This window comes from Pedobacter antarcticus (assembly GCF_900103515.1).
Taxonomy (GTDB): Bacteria; Bacteroidota; Bacteroidia; order Sphingobacteriales; family Sphingobacteriaceae; genus Pedobacter; species Pedobacter antarcticus.
On sequence record NZ_FNGZ01000001.1, the window covers coordinates 494,019 to 513,841 of the forward strand.

Consider the following 19,823-nt stretch of genomic DNA (forward strand, 5'->3'; position numbering starts at 1 on the left):
CTAAAATGATTATCGAAGAACTAAGCCTGCTCAGCCATAAAAATGTAGCTTATAAAAAAGGGGAGGTGATTTATAGTCCCGGGCAGCAGCCGAGATTTGTTTATTTTATTAGTAGAGGACAGGTAAGGATGGTAACGGTGAATGGAGATGGCAAAGAATTTATCCAGGGAATCTTCAAAAAGAATCAGTATTTCGGCGAGCCGGCGATGTTATTGAGTAAGCCTTACCTTGCTTATACTATTGCTACTGAGGATACTTCGCTGATTCTGCTGGAACGGGAACAGTTTCTTAGTCTTCTGGAAAATAACCGGGAATTCAGTGTAGAGGTAATTACAACCTTAAGTAAGCGACTCTTCTATAAATCTATGATGCTGGAGGAATTAGCCAATGAACATGCCGACCACCGTCTGCGCACACTGATAACTTATCTGTGTAAAGAACTGAAACCAGATGAGGTTCTTCCGGTTACCCGGCAAGCGCTGGCAGACATGAGCGGACTGCGCGTAGAAACCGTGATTAGATTAATTAAAAAGATGAGTAAAACGGGCGAAATAAAACTATTAAGAGGGAAAATTGTCAAACAGTAATATATGATGCAGGTCATAAAACAATCACTTAATTAGTAGTAAATTTGCAGTGTTAAATAAGATCATATGGAACCAATATCTAAATTACAGGCAGTCATACAATGTAAATGTCCGAGATGTAGAAAAGGTGATGTTTTTACAGGGAATATGTATTCACTCTCTTTCAGAGGACAAACGACCAACGAATTCTGTCCTTATTGCAATCTCCGTTTTGAACGCGAGCCTGGTTTCTTCTATGTTGCTATGTTTATTAGCTACGCGATGAACGTGGCAGAAATGATATCTGCCAGCGTTGCCATTTATATACTGGGCTTACCGCTGGTTTACGATAATCTCTGGTATTATGTTGGAGTTTTACTTTTAACCGTGTTTATCTGCTCTCCGTTTAATTACCGGTATTCCAGAATATTTCTGTTGCATTGGCTTACACCAGGCTTGGGTTATGTTCCAGGAAGCGGCGATGACCAGGTGCATAGTTCAAAAATCGTTTCTCCGCAGTAATCAATTTATAAAATTATAAAAAAGGGGCTGGTCATTGTAAAATGGCCAGCCCCTTTTTTATGCCATGTAATTATCTCCAGACGATAGGGTGTGTTTCGTCATTGTATCGAACCTCGTTTAAATAGCCTTCGTTGTTTCTCCATATTTCCTCCAATACCGATTGAACAAACAATGAACGAAGTATGAAGAAACAGTGAACGAAGTATGCATCGAATGTTGACGAAACCAGCACGTAATACAATTAACTGTTGGTTAAAATAAGACAGCGTTAATGTGTATGAACCTACGGAATCGGATAGCTGGCTTAGATACTGTAAGCCTTAATCATGTCTTCGTCAACCTTGCAACCTTTTCCGGTTGATATATCTATCATTACATAATCAAACCAGCCGTCTGAGGCTATTTTTCCAGTGCGTATATTTTCAATTTCAAACTGTACACGGCAGCCTTTTTCATTAATTGTAAGTATACCAGTTCTCACTTTAATCTGATCTCCCAGGATCAGGGGGCGTTTAAATTCTACCATTGCTGTCCGGACAACCCATCCCAAACCACTTTTCAGAAAGCTTTCCATCGGCATCTTGTAAAACAGCTCCATTTGATCATATCTGGCAGCCAGTACATAATCAAAGTATTTACTGTTATGTACGTGGTTGAACATATCTATGTCGTCAGGACGGACTTTAAGTTCTGTTTCAAAGACGCTGTATGCGGTTTTTTCCATATGACAAAAGTAAAGGTTGGCGCTTATTTAAGGAAATGCTGAAGGTGTTTTGTTAATATATTAGGAATTTATCTGTTTGTATTTGTGGCGTACCCATATTAACATCTGTTTTACAGTCATTTATAAATGACCGCGCTGTGCTAAATGATTTATAGGATTCTTGTTTATCCTGAAAACTTAAAGTATATTTGCACCAATTAATTAATCATATACACTTTAGTATAATTCAAGTAATGTATTTAAGTAAAGAAGTAAAAGCCGACATTTTCAAAAAACACGGCGAAGTTGAGACAAACACAGGTTCTGCAGAAGGTCAGGTAGCGTTATTCACATACCGCATCGCACACTTAACAGAACATTTAAAGAAAAACCGTAAAGATTTTTCTACACAATTGTCTCTTCAAAAATTAGTAGGTAAACGCCGTGGTATTTTGGCTTACCTGTACAAAAAAGATATCAACCGTTACCGTGCTATTATCAAAGCTTTAGGGCTAAGAGATATCATCAAACCATTAGGTTCGAGAGATAGCAAATAAACGTTGTAATATCAGGAAAAGCCATTCTCAGGGATGGCTTTTTTACTTTGATAAATAAAAAAATATATATAAATCTGATGTGTAGAAAGAGGAAAACACATCGCAAATTTTTCTAAATGAATGTAATAAAAAAATCGTTCGATCTGGGCGATGGACGGACAATCGAAATTGAAACTGGCAAACTGGCTAAACAAGCAGATGGAGCCGTTGTAGTAAGAATGGGAGATACCATGCTTTTGGCTACTGTAGTATCTTCTGTAGGTGCTAAATCCAGTGTGGACTTTTTACCATTATCAGTAGATTACCAGGAAAAATATGCAGCTGCAGGCCGTATCCCAGGTGGATTTTTACGTCGTGAGGCGAGATTGTCAGATTATGAGGTTTTAATCTCACGTCTGGTAGACAGAGCTTTGCGCCCGATGTTCCCTGAAGATTATCACTCGGATACACAAGTGATGATTTCCCTGATATCTTCTGATAAAAACATAATGCCGGATTCATTAGCGGGATTAGCTGCATCTGCGGCAATCGCTGTTTCTGATATACCATTTAATGGCCCGATCTCAGAAGTGAGAGTTGCGAAAATTGATGGCAAGCTGGTAATCAATCCTTATGTTAGTGATTTGGAGCGTGCAACTATGGAATTCCTGGTAGCTGGTACAGAGCATGACATCGTGATGGTGGAAGGTGAAGCTGATGAAATTTCTGAAGAGGAAATGGTAGAAGCTATCGAATTTGCACACAAAGCAATTGTTATTCAGGTTAAAGTTCAGAAAGAACTGACTGAATTAGTAGGTAAAACAGTAAAACGTACTTATTCTCATGAAGACAGCAATCCTGAGCTGAAAGAGAAAGTTTATGCTGCTACTTATGATAAAGTATATGCAGTAGCAAAAAGCCAGACTTCAAAATCTGAACGTGGTGATAAATTTGGTGAGATCTTAATGGATTTTATCGCTTCATTAGGTGAAGGTATTGATGATGTAACTGGTTTCTTATCTAAAAAATACTTCCACGATGTACAATACGACGCAATTCGTAACCTTGTATTAGATGAAGGTATGCGCTTAGATGGTCGTGATGTTAGAACTGTACGTCCTATCTGGAGTGAAGTAAGTTATTTACCTACTGCTCACGGATCGGCTGTATTTACACGTGGTGAAACACAATCATTAACTACAGTAACTTTAGGATCTAAAGATGATGAGCAAATGATTGACGGAGCTTTCGTCAATGGTTATAACAAATTCCTTTTACACTATAATTTCCCTGGATTCTCTACTGGAGAGGTTCGCCCTAACCGTGGTGCAGGAAGACGTGAAATTGGTCATGGTAACCTGGCTATGCGTTCTTTAAGAAAGGTATTACCAGGACTTGAAGAAAATCCATATACTATCCGTATCGTTTCAGATATTCTTGAATCAAATGGTTCGTCATCAATGGCAACAGTTTGTGCTGGTACTTTAGCATTAATGGATGCCGGTATTAAAATCAAAGCTCCTGTATCAGGTATCGCAATGGGATTAATTACTGACGAGAAAACTGGTAAATACGCCATTCTTACAGATATCCTTGGAGATGAAGATCATTTAGGTGATATGGACTTTAAAGTTACAGGTACTGAAAAAGGTATTGTAGCTTGTCAGATGGACTTAAAAATCAATGGTTTAAAATGGGAAGTTTTAGTTGCTGCCCTTAAGCAAGCTAATGAAGCGCGTTTACATATTCTGAATGAGATGAAGAAAACTATTTCTGCGCCTCGTGAAGATTATAAAGACCATGCTCCACGTATTGTTTCCCTGAGTATTGATAAGGAATTCATTGGTGCTGTTATCGGACCCGGTGGTAAAATTATTCAGGAAATGCAACGTGAGACAGGTGCTTCAATCTCAATCGAAGAAGTTGGTAACAAAGGTATCGTTGAGATTTTTGCAGATAACAAAGCTGCAATTGATGCTGCAGTTAAACGTATCAATGCGATTGCTGCTAAACCAGACATAGGTGCTACTTATGATGGTAAAGTTAAATCTATCATGCCTTTTGGTGCTTTCGTAGAAATCATGCCTGGTAAAGATGGTCTGTTGCATATCTCTGAGATTGCATGGGAACGTCTGGAAACTATGGATGGTGTCTTAAAAGAAGGAGATAAAATTCAGGTTAAATTACTTGATATAGATAAACAAGGAAAAATGAAACTTTCCAGAAAGGCATTATTGCCGCGCCCTCCGAAACCGGAAGCCGCACAAGATAACAAGCCTGCTTAATTTTATAAAAACCCCGCCTTCGCGGGGTTTTTTGTTTTATAAATAACTTAATTCCTATATTTAATCAATCTAAGCCACTATTGAAAAATAGCAATAACCAACCGGGTTATACTGGTCTTAATTTTAATATAGAACAAATGAAACACCTTATCGCACCTTCGGTGCTTTCTGCGGATTTTGCTAATCTGCAACGTGATATCGAGCTCATCAATTCGAGCGATGCAGACTGGTTTCATGTAGACATTATGGATGGCGTTTTTGTACCCAATATCTCTTTTGGCTTTCCAGTAATGGAGGCTATCCGTAAATATGCCACCAAACCATTAGATGTACATTTAATGATCATTAACCCAGATGAGTACATAGAACGTTTTGTTAAAGCAGGAGCCTATATGGTTACTGTACATTACGAAGCCTGCACGCACCTTCACAAGACTATTCAAACGATAAAGAATGCAGGAGCTAAAGCCTGCGTTGCCTTAAACCCGCATACACCGGTAGAACTACTTACCGATATTCTGGGAGATCTGGATATGGTACTCATCATGTCAGTGAATCCTGGTTTTGGGGGACAGCACTTTATACCGCATACCCTCGATAAAATCCGCAGGCTGAAAGCAATGTCTGTAAAGCTGAATCCTGATCTGCTCATTGAAGTTGACGGAGGTATTAGCCTGCTGAATACAGCTGATCTACTGGAAGCTGGAGCGGACGTACTAGTTGCCGGAAGTGCTATATTTTCGACTGCTTCCCCAGCAAAAACAATTACTGCAATGAAGGATGTGAATGTTATAAAACAACATACTATATAACTTCTATTATTTGAGTAGTTTTTGTCTTTGACAAGGGCTTTATTTATTTAAAACTATTACATTTACAATCAACAAAAAGCAAATATAATGAGACATAATTTTGGAGCAGGTCCCTGCATTTTACCTCAGGAAGTATTCAGACAGGCATCACAAGCCGTGTTGGATTTCAAGGACGGCTTATCTATTTTAGAAATTTCGCATCGTACTCCTGAGTTTGAAGCAGTAGTTACTGAGGCTGTTAAATTGGTTAAAGAGTTATTAAATGTACCTGAAGGCTATTCAGTACTGTTTCTGCAGGGTGGAGCAAGCCTCCAGTTTGCTATGGTTCCCATGAACCTTTTAAGCGAAGGACAGACTGCAAGTTACCTGGACACTGGTGTTTGGGCGAATAAAGCAATTAAAGAAGTGAAATACTTTGGAAACGCTCATATCGTAGCTTCGTCGAAAGATGCAAACTATACTTTTATCCCTAAAGATTATAGCATTCCAGAAGACAGTGCGTATTTCCATTGCACGTCGAACAATACAATCTATGGAACTGAAATGTTTAGTTTACCCGAAACAAATGTTCCTATCGTATGTGATATGTCTTCTGACATTATGAGCAGGGTAATTGATGTTTCAAAATATGATCTTATTTATGCAGGTGCACAGAAAAATATCGGTCCTGCCGGTACAACTGTGGTTATCGTAAAAGATGAGATCCTGGGTAAAACTACTAATAAGATCCCATCAATGCTTGACTACACTCAGCATATTGGTGGTGGCTCTATGTACAACACGCCTCCGGTATTCTCTATTTACGTGGCCATGCTTAATCTGCGCTGGTTAAAATCTAAAGGTGGTGTTGCTGAAATTGAAAAGGAAAATATTGCAAAGGCACGCACACTTTATACCGAAATTGATAGAAATCCATTATTCAAGGGTACTTGTGCGGTAGAAGACCGTTCCAGAATGAACGTTTGCTTTGTAATGGAAGATAAAGAGCTGGAAAAAGAATTCCTGAAACTGGCCGAGGAAAATGGTATAGAAGGAATTAAAGGTCATAGAAGTGTCGGTGGCTTCAGAGCTTCGATATATAATGCCTTATCTATTACCAGTGTACACAGATTAGTTGAACTCATGCAGATTTTTGCAGAAAAACACCAAAAATAATAATTTAGATGATTAAGATACTTGCGAATGACGGTATTGATCCCGTTGGTAAAAGGTTATTAGAAGAAGCTGGTTTTATTGTAGATACAGAGACAGTTGCTCAGGATAAGCTGGTAGAAGCGTTGCAACAATATGATGCCATTACAGTTAGAAGTGCGACCAAAGTAAGAAAAGAATTAATAGACCAGTGCCCGAACCTAAAATTGATAGGCAGGGGTGGAGTTGGTATGGACAATATTGATGTTGACTATGCCAGGGAAAAAGGTCTGGCGGTAATTAATACGCCTGCAGCGTCATCTTTGTCAGTTGCAGAATTAGTATTTGCACATTTATTCACAGGAATTCGTTTTCTGCAGGATTCAAATAGAAAAATGCCCTTAGAAGGTTCAACCAATTTCAACGGACTTAAGAAAGCATATGCAAAAGGAACAGAATTGAGAGGTAAGACTCTTGGTATTATCGGTTTCGGACGTATCGGACGAGAAACTGCAAAAGTTGCCTTAGGACTAGGTATGAATGTACTTGCCTATGATCTCTATCCGTTCGAAGGTACAGTTACGCTGAATTTCCAGGGTAATCTAAGTTTGGATATTCCGGTGAAAACCGTTTCTCTGGAAGAAGTAATTGAAAATAGTGATTTCATCACTTTACATACACCATTTGCTGATAAGCCTATTTTAGGCGAAGCTGAGTTTAGTAAAATGAAACCAGGTGTTGGTATTGTTAACTGCTCCAGAGGCGGTATAATCGACGAAACTGAATTGGTTAACGCATTGAATTCAGGTAAAGTAGCTTTCGCCGGTCTTGATGTATTTGATAATGAGCCAACGCCGTCGGCATCACTTTTACAACATGCTAAAATTTCACTAACTCCTCATATTGGAGCAGCCACAAATGAAGCACAGGAAAGAATTGGAGAGGAATTAGCTTCTCTGATAATTTCACATTTCAAAAAATAAGTCTGTTTGGTTAGGGATTTATTATATTGGATCCCTAACCAAATTTGATTGATTTATGCCTTCTATAAAGCCTTTCCGGGCACTGATACCATCGTATCATGAATGTTCTGTTATTGTAACCAGGCCCCTGGATAATTACAGTACCGGAGAAGCCAGACTCATTGCTACGGAAAACCGATACTCTTTTCTCCATTTAATTGATCCTTCTCTGGCTGAGCCGTCATGGCGAGATATGCGTACAGAATTGATTTATCGAAAAATAAACTTAACTATTAAAGAGTTTCTTGATTCCAGGAAACTAATACTGCAAAATATACCTGCTTTATATATTTATGAATGTGTACATAATGGACTGGCACAGAAAGGTATATGGTCTCTATGCGAAACGGATGATTACTTATCTGGTGCAATTCGTAAGCACGAGGTTACGGTGGAGCGGAGGGAAAAACAGCTTGCCGATTATTTGATTAATACCGGATTAGATAGTAATCCGGTATTAATCACTTATCCGCCTCTGCCTGCCATAGATCAGGAAATAGATAAATATTCGAAAACACCGCCTTTAATAGATTTGCTGTATAATGATGGATCCAAACATAGATTATGGGCAGTGGAAGACAAGGACGACATTCAGGAAATTGAAAATGCAATTGCGTCATTAGATGTATTGTACATTGCTGATGGACACCATAGAGCAGCAGCTATGAAAGGGCAGGGACAGTTTTCTGCTGTACTTATGAATACTTCAGAAATAAAAATTCATGAGTTCAACAGATTAATAAAGGGGCTGAACGGTTTAACGGCATCTGAAATTATAGAGAAGGTATCTGAAAAATTTGAGCTAACTGTATCCAATGAGCCTGTCTATCCTACTAAAATACATGAAATAGGAATGTATCTTAAAGGTCTGTGGTACAAAATAATACCGACGTTTATGATACTTAATGAAAAACATGATCTGGTAGGCAATCTCGATGTCAGTATCTTGCAGGATCATATCTTAGCGCCTGTATTGGGCATATCGGATCCTAGAACAGACGCAAGAATAACATTTCAGGGGAGGATAACGGGAAATTCCGCCAGGATTCAGGATAGTGTAGACCACGGGCCTTATTCAATCGCATTTACCTTATTTCCGATAACAGTAGAACGTTTGCTAATGGTCGCTGACGCGGGGTTAATTATGCCCCCTAAATCTACATGGATTGAGCCCAAATTCCTGGTTGGACTACTAACTAATTATACCCCTAATTCAAAGAGTTTGTAAGGGCCCAGTATCTGTAGGCAATAATCCCTTTTTCAAGATTGGATAATTTTAAAGGATCTTTCTGATAAAGGCTGGGCAGTATAAAATTATTTAACCGCACCAGAAATTTAAATATTGACTTTTTCATCTCTTATGTTTTAAGGTTATTAATTGTATTTATTTTTTTATGCAAGGCGAATATATAGATCAGCGCAGCCAGAAATAATGCTCCTAATACTATATTGATAAGTGTAAAGGTTCCTGTTTTTTTATCTGTTTCGTCTACATTATGTCTTAAAGTTTCATTTTCATCCTGCAGTTTTTTTATAGTTTGCATATAAGCTTCAATCCTTTTACGGCTATTGGCTTCATTGGATTGTACCTGGGAAACCTCTTGGTCTTTATAGTTCATTAATACTTTAAGTTCCCTGAATATATTGTTGTCATTCAGTATGATACTCCTAAGTATTTCATTGGAATTCTTTAAGTCATTTTTAGTCTGCAAGCCAAAAATTCCAGATCTGGCACTTAAACTTAAGTCGTACTGTCCAAACCTTGCGCTCCGTTCTGCCAGCAGCATATTAATCTTTTGACGTTGGGTTTGATAGGCTGAAGTGTCATTTTGGAATGCATATGTTTTAAATCCCGAAAATATGATCAGACTAAGAACTAATATTCTGATAGAAAATTTCATAATTATAATTAAGCAAATTTGATGCCTTATTGAAATATAAGGGGAATTGATTTTTATGGGTGAAATTGAATCCTGACTATGTCTCCCAGGTGTAAACCCAGTAATCCGCTGGCTTTACCTTTATTGATAGCGATTTCCAGGTGATTGCTGATTCCGAAAATACATAGTTTCTCTCCTTCAGGTACTTCGTTGTAGTGCCAGCTTAACTGGGTTATAGTTTCACTTTTCCGGAAGTAAAGGGTGAAGTCGCGGTTGCGCTGAATTTTGGTGAATAACTCTTTCGTAATATTGGTTATCACATTACAGAACGTGTCGATATAGATCACACTTCCCCTGATTATATCCTGCTCAATAACAGGGTGCAACAGCATCCGTTCTTCAATGCTTGCTGTAGGTATCCCAATGTCTTTTAACTTTCCACCTTTAGCCAGGTGAATTGCAGCCTTTACAAAAATATCTACAAGAGGGAAGTGAAGATATTTCAGATCCTGCATTATGTTGAGCTCTACAATTTCGTCAGGAGATCCATCAAACAGAAGCGAAAAAATTCCATTGTCAGCGCCCACGAAATAGTGATCCTGATATTTAAGTCCTACGTATTTGGTATTTTCACTAAAGACTGAATCGATACCGATCAGATGAACAGTACCTTTTGGGAAATAGTTGTAAACGTTCTTTAAAACGAATGCGGCATAAGAGATATTGAACGAAGGAACCTCATGGGTAATATCCACAATTGTCGCAGTAGGAAGGATCGTCAAAATACTGCCTTTGAGGGCAGCCTGATAGAAATCCTTGGAACCTAAATCTGTTGTTAAAGTGATAATCGCCATTAAAAATTGAATATTTATTCTTAATCTTGCGTATACGGCAAGTCGCCTGCAAATATTCAAATTTAAATCAAAATATACACCTCAATCTTAAAAAACAATATTTTGAACGAATTAAAACTCACATTAGAGACAACAGATCCACTACAATTCTGGGGCGCAAATAATGAGCACTATGAGTTGATCAAACGCGCTTTTCCAAAGCTGAAAATTGTTGCCAGGGGTAACGAGATCAAGGTGTTGGGAGATGAAGCGGAACAGAATATTTTTAGTCAGAAGTTTGCTGGTTTAGTCCAGCATCTCGATCAGTATGGTACGTTGACATCTGGTGACATAGAAACTTTATTATCGTTAAAACCAGATTCCTCAGGACCGGTTCAGACACCGGGGGATAAGGCTGCTAGTACTGGTGGAGAGGTAATTGTTTTTGGAACTAATGGTCTGATGATCAAGGCCAGAACTGCGAACCAGCGTAAGATGGTAGACAGTCTGATCAAAAACGATGTGCTATTTGCCATCGGACCCGCAGGTACTGGAAAAACATACACGGCCGTTGCTCTCGCAGTCCGTGCTCTTAAAAATAAAGAAATCAAAAGAATTATCTTAACCAGGCCTGCAGTTGAGGCTGGAGAAAATCTGGGGTTTTTACCAGGTGACTTGAAAGAGAAGGTCGATCCCTATTTGAGACCTTTGTATGACGCATTGGATGATATGATCCCACCCGATAAACTTAAATTATATCTGGAGAATAGAACTATTGAGATAGCGCCGCTCGCATTTATGCGGGGAAGAACGTTAGATAATTGCTTTGTTATTTTGGATGAAGCACAAAATTCCACAGATTTGCAACTTAAGATGTTTTTAACACGGATGGGGCCAACGGCAAAGTTTATTGTTACAGGTGATGTGACGCAAATAGACTTACCAAAAAAACAGATGTCAGGTCTGCATAATGCTTTACGGATTCTGGACGACATACCCGGCATTGAGATCATCTACCTGAACGGCGATGATGTACTGCGCCATAAGCTGGTTAGACGCATCTTGAAAGCGTACGGAGATATACAATAATTTTTACACTATAATTGATGGAGTTCCATCAGCACTATGAAAGCAATCAGAGAAACAAACTTCAATTTTCCAAAACAGAATAATTTCTATAAAGGTAAGGTACGGGACGTATACACTATCGATCATCGTTTAATGGCCATGGTTGTAACAGATAGGATTTCTGCATTTGATGTCGTCCTGCCTGAAGCTATTCCGTTTAAGGGACAGGTTTTAAATCAGATTGCAGCTAAATTTTTAAAAGCTACAGCTGATATTGTACCTAACTGGGTGCTGTCAGTACCAGATGAAATGGTTACAATTGGAAGGATCTGTGAGCCTTTTAAAGTGGAAATGGTTATTCGTGGTTATCTCGCAGGTCATGCCTGGAGGGAATATAGCGCTGGAAAAAGGTCAGTATGCGGTGTATCTTTGCCAGATGGCCTTAAAGAAAATGATAAATTGCCACAACCGATCATCACACCTACTACTAAAGCAGCGGTAGGGCATGATGAAGATATCTCAAGGGAAGACATCCTGGCTAAAGGAATCGTTTCCATCAGCGACTACGATAAATTGGAAGAGTACACGCACGCCCTTTACCAAAGAGGTACGGAAATGGCGGCTGAGCGCGGACTGATTTTAGTAGATACTAAATATGAATTTGGTAAAGTGGGTGAGGAGATTTATCTTATCGATGAGATTCATACGCCAGATTCCAGTCGCTATTTTTATGCTGAAGGGTATCTGGAGCGTCAGGAGTCAGGGGAAGCACAAAAACAACTGTCTAAAGAATTTGTACGTAAGTGGTTAATTGAAAACGGTTTTCAGGGGAAAGACGGGCAGGTTGTTCCGCAAATGAATGAAGAATTAGTTGAATCAATTTCCGCGAGATATATTGAGCTTTTCGAGCAAATTACGGGAGATGAGTTCATTAAAAATACACAGGATGATATTCAGGAACGTATCGAGAAAAACGTTCTGCAAAGTATAGAAGAACTTTTGTCAGTATAATTGTTTAAATTGGTAATAAGCAAATAAGCCTATGAAATTTTCAGTAGATAAACACGAAAAGTATGTTGTTATCAGGCTTGATGAAACTAAATTTACAGATTTTAATGTGCCCGGGCTTAAATCGGAATTTATTTTATTAAATGCAGATGGATATTGTAATATCGTTCTGGATTTGTCTGAAGTAAAGTCATGCGATGATTCTCAGGATCTGAGTTGCCTGCTTGTAGCAGACAGGCTATGTAAAAAGGCTAAAGGTTTGTTTATCGTTACCGGCGTAGCTGACTGTATTGCAGAGATACTCAGACTTTCATCTGTAGATCAGTCCCTGCACATCCTGGGTTCGTTAGCTGAAGCTGAGGATCTTATTTTTATGGAGGAGATCGAAAAAGAGTTGTTGGGAAGTTTTGATGAGGATGAATAAATGAAATTTGAATTAACCATTTTGGGCAGCAGTTCTGCTACCCCTGTATTTAATAGAAATCCTTCCGCCCAATTACTGAATTGTAATGAAAAGTTCTATCTGATTGATTGTGGTGAGGGTACTCAGCAGCAGTTGATCAAATTTGGCCTAAAGGCGAGCAAAATAGATACTATCTTTATTAGCCATTTACATGGAGATCATTATTTCGGATTAATCGGTTTGATTTCTACGATGCATCTGAATGGCAGAATTAAGCCGCTTTATGTTTATGGGCCAGCTGCCTTAAAAGATATATTAGATATACAGTTTAAATACTCGGATACGGTATTGAGATTTGAATTGTTATTTAATCCTGTAGTGGCTGATGAACCGAGGGTTATTTTTCAGAATCAGGATGTAGTGGTCGAAACTATAATCATGAATCACAGGATACCCTGTACCGGATTTAAATTTTCTGAGAAGAAGCGATTAAGAAAGGTAATTGCAGATAAGTTGGAGGAAGCAGGTATTGCTCCGGAGTATTATCCACTTCTGAAAAAAGGACTTGATTTGACTTTACCTGGCGGCAGGTTCATTAAGAATAGTGATTACACAGTAGATTCAGATGCCCCTAAAAGTTACTGTTACTGTTCAGATACGCTGGCGGACGGAAGTTATCTGGAGAGTCTGACAAATTGCACCGTACTATATCATGAAGCAACTTTTCTTCATGAGCTAATTGAGCGTGCGAACACTACTCATCACAGCACCGCATTACAAGCCGCTGAGATAGCACAGGAGGTCGGCGCAGTTAAATTGATCATTGGTCACTTTTCATCGCGGTACAGGGTGTTATTGCCCCTGCTTGAAGAAGCGAAAGGTAAGTTTCACTCAACAGAGCTGGCTTTAGAAGGCCATACTTATTCCATCTAGAAATATTCAAAAATAACAGATATAAAAAAAGCGCCTATTTAGGCGCTTTTTTTATATCTGTTGAAACTGGACGTTTATTATTTGTCCTTTTTATTTCCACCTCCGAAAACAGAGAAGTGTACATAACGTTTAGGATTCTCTTTCAGATCAATAATTAGGTTGTCCAGATTTTTGGAAGCATTGTTTAGATTATCATACATTTTAGTGTCGTTAACTAACAGCCCTAAAGTACCTTGACCGTTATTAACTTTGGTCACGATACCCTGTAAATCTGAGACAGCTTTGTTTGCATTATCTAATGTCTGTTTGAAATTGGCAGCAGCCACCTGATCGGTGATAGTATTAATGTTATTTAGGATAGCGTTGATTTTTTCATTATTGTTTTTAAGGTTCAGTGAGATACTTTCTGCGTTGGCGAGAATAGCAGCGATCCTTTTACTTTCTGTGCCTACCAGTCCGTCAACCTTTTTAGAAGTTCCTTCCAATGAAGTCAGTGTAGCAGCGATACTGTTAAAGCTTTTATCCACATTTTTCTGAAAATTAGGATTTAGAATAGTATTGACACTGGTTAGAATCGAGTCCATCTTACCGATTATCAATTCTGCTTTTTTCTGTACCGGCTGAACGGCTTCCATCAGGTTTTTCTCGACATTAGCATTAAGCGTATCGCCATCCTGTGCAAAGTCCTGTCCTGTTCCCAGAGCCATAACGATAGCCTTACTTCCCAGTAAATCAGTACTTTCTAACTTTGCAATGCTGTTTTTAGGAATGTCATACTTACCCTGGATCTTTAATGTAGCGATGATAGTTCCGTTAGGCTGCAAAATAAGCTTGTCTACACGGCCGATTTGAAACCCGTTAATAAGAACAGGTTTAGAAACCGCAAGGCCGTCCACCCTCGAGTATCTAGCATATAATACTGTTTCGCTTGAAAAGATGGAGTTTCCTTTAAGGAAGTTGTAGCCAATAATTAATAAGGCGATGGAAAAGGCTGCTAATATGCCTACTTTGGTTTCGTTTGCTATTTTCACTTAGGGTGGTTTACTTATTTTACTTCTGTTTCTTTTTTATAGGTCTTCACGGAATCAAAAATTGCACTTACAATTTCATTCTGTCCGCTGGCAGAATTCATATAACTTTCTTCAGAAGGGTGGGATATAAACCCAATTTCAGTAAGAACAGCTGGCATACCGCATCTCTGCAGGACCAAAATACCTTGTTCTTTTACTCCTCTGTTCAGTCTTTTATTCTTCTTGGTATAATTGTTTTGCATTAACCGGGCCAATCTAAGACTTTTGTCCCTGTATAGATTTTTAAACAAAGATAAGATAATAAATGTTTCGGGATCTTTAGGATCATAACCATTATAATTCTTTTTATAATCCTTTTCCAGGGCAGCATCAGCATTCTCTCTAATAGCTAGATCCTGCTCATTAAGCCGGTGACTACCGGCAACAAAAGTCTCAGTTCCCCTTGTTACTTTATTCTTGACATAACCATATCTGGGAATCCTTTTACCTTTTCGCACGGTATGCCCTGTTACTACTCTTCTATCGGGCATAGAATTGCAATGGATAGAAATGAATAGATCGGCTTTCGCATTGTTAGCTATTTCGGCACGCCTGTATAAAGAAACATCTATATCCGTTTTACGTGTATAAATAATTTGGACACCAGGCATATCCCGTTGAAATTTTCGCCCAAGTTTTAAGGCAACCTGCAGGGCTACATTCTTTTCTTTGGAGAAACTGCCTGAAGCACCCGGTTTATTGCCGCCATGACCAGCGTCAATCACTATTCTTTTTACTTTATATCCCTGTGCAAAGGAGCTGAGTGTACAAAAAAGGAACAAGAGCGGCAGCAGAAATATATTTCTTTTGAATATCATCAAATAACTTGGTTTAAAGGTGTGAAATTAGACCGCAAAGATAGTATAATAAATTTTTTAGCCCATAAACGAGGGCAAAAACGTAAAATTCAACGACGACTGATGAAATTTTGAAATGTTAAAAATGCAATCTGGGTAATGTGTTAATCGATTGTAAATCAGTGTTATATTAGGTCTTTAACAATAATTAACGGACAAACACTCATTTACATGATTCTATGCTATATTTTTCATTAATTTTGGACGTTTTGGCTTAAACAACAATTTGAAGTTATATTCCGCTTATAATTTGAAACTTTTACACAGATCCGTCTTCTTGCTTAGTCTATTGCTTATGGTTATTACCAGTGAGGCAAGCTATGCTTATAACTACAAATTCCAGACACCGGTTGTTCAGCAACAAGACACTGTTGGAACAGATACTTTAAAACCTGTACAGCCCAGACAACCCGGCAAGGCAGAAGAAGTTTCAAAAATCGAATATTCTGCACAGGATTCAACTAAATATAGTAAGGACAAAAGCATTATCTATTTATATGGTAAAGCCCGCGTTATTTACGGTTCATTTGAACTGGACGCAGATTATATTACTTATAATTCCAAAGACAATACCGTATTTGCGAGCGGAAGGAAGGCTGCCAATGGAAAATATCTGGGCAAGCCAATTTTCAAAATGGATCAGCAAGGGTCTTCAAGTGCAGATTCGCTTTTCTACAATACTAAATCAGGTAAGGGTACAGTATTTAATACGTTCACCGAACAGGAGGGGGGGTTCTTCTCCGGCGGCCAAAGCAAGCGACAACCGGATAATGAAATCCATATTAAGGGTGTGACCTACAGTACTTGTAATCTACCGCATCCGCATTTCGGGATTTATATTACTAAAGGGATCGTTACCGATAAGCAGATTATAACAGGTCCGGTATATTTGAAGATAGAAGACATTCCTTTACCACTCGGCCTGCCTTTCGCATTTTTCCCCAAACCGAACAAACGTAATTCGGGTATTATCATGCCCTCATTTGGAGATGACTTTACCAGAGGATTCTTTCTTAGAGATGGTGGTTACTATATGAACCTCAATGATTATTGGGACGCTAAAATTCTTGGAACTTATTTTACAAGAGGATCTTATGGCGCATCTGTTACTTCAAACTATGTGAAAAGGTATAAATATAACGGTAATCTTAAGTTAGATTACGGGAGCAACCGTTATGGTTTGGAAGGAACACCACAATATGAACCCAGAAAAGATTACAGTATACAATGGGTGCACTCGCAAAATGCAGCTGCACATCCTGGTACGACATTCTCTTCAAGTGTAAACATCAAAACCAGTGGTTATAACGTTAATACAGCAGGTGGCAACTCCTTTAATTTCCAGGCGATCACGGAAAATGAATTATCATCCAGTATTAGTTACGGTAAAACGATGGCCGATGGTAAAATTACTTTTGCTGCAGCCGCACGTAGTAATCAGAGTACAAAAAGCAAAAATGTGGACGTAACCTTACCGGATATGTCTCTTTCTGTGCAGTCGTTCAGCCCTTTTAATTCAAAAAATAATGTGGGAGAGCAGAAGTGGTACCAAAAGGTCACGATGGGCTATAATATGGTCTCTGCCAACTCCATCACTTCACCAGATAGTCTTTTATTCAGAAAGGAGACCCTGAGTCAGTTTCGGAACGGTATCCAGCAGACTGTGCCGATTAGCATCAACTTTACAGCACTAAAATATTTTAATTTTAACGCCGGTGGTACGTATGTCGAGAAATGGCATTTTATGTCAACCAGACAAACTGCAATCAGAGGTGGATTAACAAATGGAGTAGTCGCTCCTGATCAGATTGTCATGGACACGGTTAACGGATTTAACCGTTCCGGGGAATATAGCTTTAATATGGGGCTATCTACGAAGGTCTACAATACACTTCAATTTAAAAAAGGGAAATTAAAAGCTTTACGTTTGGTAAGTACACCAACGACAAGTTTTAGCTACCGTCCAGATTTTTCTGCAGCTAAATATGGCTATTACAAACCATTGCTTTACCAAGACAAAACAAACGTAATTGATCCGGTTACGAATAAAAACAGACTGTATTCTATTCATAACGGAACGCTATACGGCGGGCCTTCACAGGGCGAAAATGCGAGTATCAATTTCGGATTGGATAATACTTTAGAAGCGAAGGTATTTTCTTCCAAAGATACGACTGGAACGGGAACGAAGAAGATTCCTATTATTCAGGGCTTGAGTATAAACGGGTCTTATAACTTTCTGGCACCTGAGTTTAAATTATCCAACCTGAACTTTAACGGAAGATCCCAGTTCTCTGATAAATTTGGTGTGACCTATACGGGAACGCTGAATCCTTATGCAGTAAGAAATGATGGTTTTGATGCCAACGGGTTGCCAATCCGGACTGTAATAGACAAGATTACGGTACCACGGCTGGTGAACTTTGGTTTATCTTTCGGTTACAGTCTTAATGCAGAAGCCTTCAAAAAAAGAAATGAAAACCTGGACAACCTCACTGAGCAAAAGCAAAAAACAGGAATGACGCCGGAGCAGGCAGCAGAACTGGCTCAAATTAGCAGTGATCCAAATGCATTTGTCGACTTCAAGATTCCATGGAATTTTACATTCTCTTATAGCTATTATTATTCAAAGTTGGCTAACGGATTATCTCCAACAAGTACAAATACCTTGAACTTTAATGGTGATTTTAGCGTTACACCTAAATGGAAAGTGGTATTCACTTCAGGGGTGGATTTTAAAAATAAAGGTCTGTCACCTACATCTTTCGCAATTTACAGAGATCTGCATTGCTGGGATATGAATATTAACTGGATCCCGATCGGGCCGTACAGAAGTTACAGCTTAACAATACGTGTTAAAGCATCGGTGTTGCAGGATCTTAAACTAAGTAAACAACAAGCGTACTATACGCGTTTTTAATTACATATGTTAGCTGAAATTATAACCATTGGTGATGAAATCCTTATCGGTCAGATAGTTGACACAAACTCCGCCTGGATGGCGAAAGTTTTAAATCAGGCTGGAATAAAAGTTAAACAGATCACCTCTGTCTCGGATGATGAATCACATATCCTTGATGCACTGGCTTTAGCCGAAAACCGGGCCGACCTGATTTTAATAACCGGCGGACTCGGGCCGACAAAAGACGATATCACGAAATTCACACTTGCCAAGTATTTTGGTATGGGAATGAGGAATGATCCCGCTGTGCTGAAGCATGTTACAGAAATATTCAGTAAGAATGGCCGGCCAATGTTAGAGGCTAATATCAGACAAGCGGATGTTCCGGATGGTTGTACCGTAGTACCGAATTTAAACGGAACCGCACCTTGTATGTGGTTTGAAAGAAACGGAAAGATCTTCGTGTCTATGCCTGGTGTTCCTTTTGAAATGATGTACTTAATGGACGAAGAGATCATCCCCAGAATAAAGCAAAGATTTGAACTGCCTTTCATCTACCATAAGACTATTCTCACTGCCGGCCTGGGTGAATCATTTCTAGCTCAGCGTATCGAAGATATAGAAGACAGCCTGCCTGAAACTATAAAATTGGCCTACCTGCCTAAATTAGGACAAGTAAGGTTACGTTTAAGTAGTTCTGGTAAGGATGAGCAGCAGCTCCAGCAAAACGTAAATCTGTATGCCAATCTGATTACCGATCGGTTAGGAGCTTATGTTGTGAGCGATGATGATATTGATCTGGAAAAGGTTATGCTCAATATTATGGATCAGAAGGGGTTGACATTATCTGCTGCCGAGAGTTGCACGGGTGGTTATTTATCACATCTGATTACCAGACACCCTGGCTGCTCAAGTGTTTTTGCGGGTGGTGCTGTCGTGTATTCTTATGAACTTAAAGAATCTGTTTTAGGGGTTAAACCGCAGACGCTTGAAGCTTACGGTGCAGTTAGTGAAGAAACAGTAAAAGAGATGGCTTTGGGCGCGTTGAAACATTTTAAAACTGATTATAGTGTTGCAGTAAGCGGAATCGCTGGCCCCGGTGGGGAGACTCCCGGAAAACCTGTAGGAACAGTTTGGGTAGCAGTAGCTAACCGGAATCGCGTGGTTGCGAAACTGCATCATTTTAGCAACAAAAGAGCACAGAATATAGAGCGTTCAGCTGCCGCTGCATTGACCATGATTGTGAATCTCCTGAAAGAAGATGAAGAATTAGTCTAAAAAAGACTTACTTT

Annotated in this window: 19 protein-coding genes; 14 read left to right on the plus strand and 5 right to left on the minus strand. The window is 39.0% G+C overall.

The features are described 5' to 3' along the window. Positions 1-5: 5 nt before the first annotated feature. Positions 6-587 carry a Crp/Fnr family transcriptional regulator gene (locus BLR53_RS02010; RefSeq protein WP_037438141.1) on the plus strand — a complete coding sequence of 194 codons (582 nt, stop codon included), beginning with the start codon at positions 6-8 and terminating at the stop codon, positions 585-587. A 66-nt stretch (positions 588-653) separates the two neighbouring features. Beyond that, a complete protein-coding gene (locus tag BLR53_RS02015) occupies positions 654-1,088 on the plus strand; it encodes a DUF983 domain-containing protein (protein ID WP_074586660.1) in 435 nt (144 codons plus the stop codon). 304 nt (positions 1,089-1,392) lie between these two features. Here BLR53_RS02015 and BLR53_RS02020 read toward each other — a convergent pair whose 3' ends face one another. Further along, positions 1,393-1,812, minus strand: coding sequence for an acyl-CoA thioesterase (locus BLR53_RS02020; protein ID WP_037438139.1), 420 nt, complete (start codon positions 1,810-1,812; stop codon positions 1,393-1,395). Positions 1,813-2,045: 233 nt separating this feature from the next. Between BLR53_RS02020 and rpsO the strand changes: the two genes are divergently transcribed. The 6 genes from rpsO (at position 2,046) to BLR53_RS02050 (ending at position 8,805) form a co-directional block, all read left to right on the plus strand. Then, on the plus strand, positions 2,046-2,348 hold the full coding sequence (gene rpsO, locus BLR53_RS02025; protein ID WP_037438138.1) for a 30S ribosomal protein S15: 303 nt from the start codon (positions 2,046-2,048) through the stop codon (positions 2,346-2,348). A 116-nt stretch (positions 2,349-2,464) separates the two neighbouring features. Further along, the gene (gene pnp, locus BLR53_RS02030; RefSeq protein WP_074586661.1) at positions 2,465-4,612 is read left to right on the plus strand and encodes a polyribonucleotide nucleotidyltransferase; all 2,148 of its coding nucleotides are present in this window, start codon (positions 2,465-2,467) and stop codon (positions 4,610-4,612) included. Between the two features lie 137 nt (positions 4,613-4,749). Next, positions 4,750-5,424 carry a ribulose-phosphate 3-epimerase gene (rpe, locus tag BLR53_RS02035; protein ID WP_037438212.1) on the plus strand — a complete coding sequence of 225 codons (675 nt, stop codon included), beginning with the start codon at positions 4,750-4,752 and terminating at the stop codon, positions 5,422-5,424. Positions 5,425-5,511: 87 nt separating this feature from the next. Then, positions 5,512-6,579 carry a 3-phosphoserine/phosphohydroxythreonine transaminase gene (gene serC, locus BLR53_RS02040; RefSeq protein ID WP_037438136.1) on the plus strand — a complete coding sequence of 356 codons (1,068 nt, stop codon included), beginning with the start codon at positions 5,512-5,514 and terminating at the stop codon, positions 6,577-6,579. Between the two features lie 8 nt (positions 6,580-6,587). After that, positions 6,588-7,538, plus strand: a complete 951-nt coding sequence (locus tag BLR53_RS02045; protein WP_176763503.1) for a D-2-hydroxyacid dehydrogenase — start codon at positions 6,588-6,590, stop codon at positions 7,536-7,538. A gap of 55 nt (positions 7,539-7,593) precedes the next feature. Next, positions 7,594-8,805: a DUF1015 domain-containing protein gene (locus BLR53_RS02050; RefSeq protein WP_074586663.1), complete on the plus strand. Its 1,212-nt coding sequence runs from the start codon at positions 7,594-7,596 to the stop codon at positions 8,803-8,805. Between the two features lie 130 nt (positions 8,806-8,935). Here BLR53_RS02050 and BLR53_RS02055 read toward each other — a convergent pair whose 3' ends face one another. Together BLR53_RS02055 and BLR53_RS02060 are read right to left on the minus strand one after the other, a co-directional pair. Further along, the gene (locus tag BLR53_RS02055) at positions 8,936-9,478 is read right to left on the minus strand and encodes a hypothetical protein (protein WP_074586666.1); all 543 of its coding nucleotides are present in this window, start codon (positions 9,476-9,478) and stop codon (positions 8,936-8,938) included. Positions 9,479-9,531: 53 nt separating this feature from the next. Continuing rightward, the gene (locus BLR53_RS02060; protein WP_037438134.1) at positions 9,532-10,311 is read right to left on the minus strand and encodes an SAM hydrolase/SAM-dependent halogenase family protein; all 780 of its coding nucleotides are present in this window, start codon (positions 10,309-10,311) and stop codon (positions 9,532-9,534) included. A gap of 102 nt (positions 10,312-10,413) precedes the next feature. On the opposite strand from BLR53_RS02060, the gene BLR53_RS02065 reads away from it, so the two are divergent. Genes BLR53_RS02065 through BLR53_RS02080 form a run of 4 tightly spaced genes read left to right on the plus strand, consistent with a single transcriptional unit; the run spans position 10,414 to position 13,702 of the window. Beyond that, positions 10,414-11,379 (plus strand): PhoH family protein, encoded by a 966-nt coding sequence (locus BLR53_RS02065; protein WP_074586668.1) that lies wholly within the window; start codon positions 10,414-10,416, stop codon positions 11,377-11,379. Between the two features lie 36 nt (positions 11,380-11,415). Continuing rightward, on the plus strand, positions 11,416-12,369 hold the full coding sequence (locus BLR53_RS02070; RefSeq protein ID WP_074586671.1) for a phosphoribosylaminoimidazolesuccinocarboxamide synthase: 954 nt from the start codon (positions 11,416-11,418) through the stop codon (positions 12,367-12,369). Between the two features lie 31 nt (positions 12,370-12,400). Further along, entirely contained in the window at positions 12,401-12,790 is a 390-nt protein-coding gene (locus tag BLR53_RS02075) for an STAS domain-containing protein (RefSeq protein WP_074586673.1), read from the plus strand. After that, complete coding sequence (locus BLR53_RS02080; protein ID WP_074586676.1) at positions 12,791-13,702, plus strand: ribonuclease Z; 912 nt, start codon at positions 12,791-12,793, stop codon at positions 13,700-13,702. A gap of 77 nt (positions 13,703-13,779) precedes the next feature. On the opposite strand, the gene BLR53_RS02085 is transcribed toward BLR53_RS02080, so the two are convergent. Then, positions 13,780-14,733 (minus strand): MlaD family protein, encoded by a 954-nt coding sequence (locus tag BLR53_RS02085; protein WP_074586678.1) that lies wholly within the window; start codon positions 14,731-14,733, stop codon positions 13,780-13,782. A gap of 14 nt (positions 14,734-14,747) precedes the next feature. Then, on the minus strand, positions 14,748-15,590 hold the full coding sequence (locus BLR53_RS02090; protein ID WP_037443954.1) for an N-acetylmuramoyl-L-alanine amidase family protein: 843 nt from the start codon (positions 15,588-15,590) through the stop codon (positions 14,748-14,750). Between the two features lie 334 nt (positions 15,591-15,924). On the opposite strand from BLR53_RS02090, the gene BLR53_RS02095 reads away from it, so the two are divergent. Together BLR53_RS02095 and BLR53_RS02100 are read left to right on the plus strand one after the other, a co-directional pair. Beyond that, on the plus strand, positions 15,925-18,549 hold the full coding sequence (locus tag BLR53_RS02095; protein WP_244889438.1) for a putative LPS assembly protein LptD: 2,625 nt from the start codon (positions 15,925-15,927) through the stop codon (positions 18,547-18,549). Between the two features lie 6 nt (positions 18,550-18,555). Further along, positions 18,556-19,809 carry a competence/damage-inducible protein A gene (locus BLR53_RS02100; RefSeq protein WP_074586689.1) on the plus strand — a complete coding sequence of 418 codons (1,254 nt, stop codon included), beginning with the start codon at positions 18,556-18,558 and terminating at the stop codon, positions 19,807-19,809. The last annotated feature ends 14 nt before the right edge of the window (positions 19,810-19,823 follow it).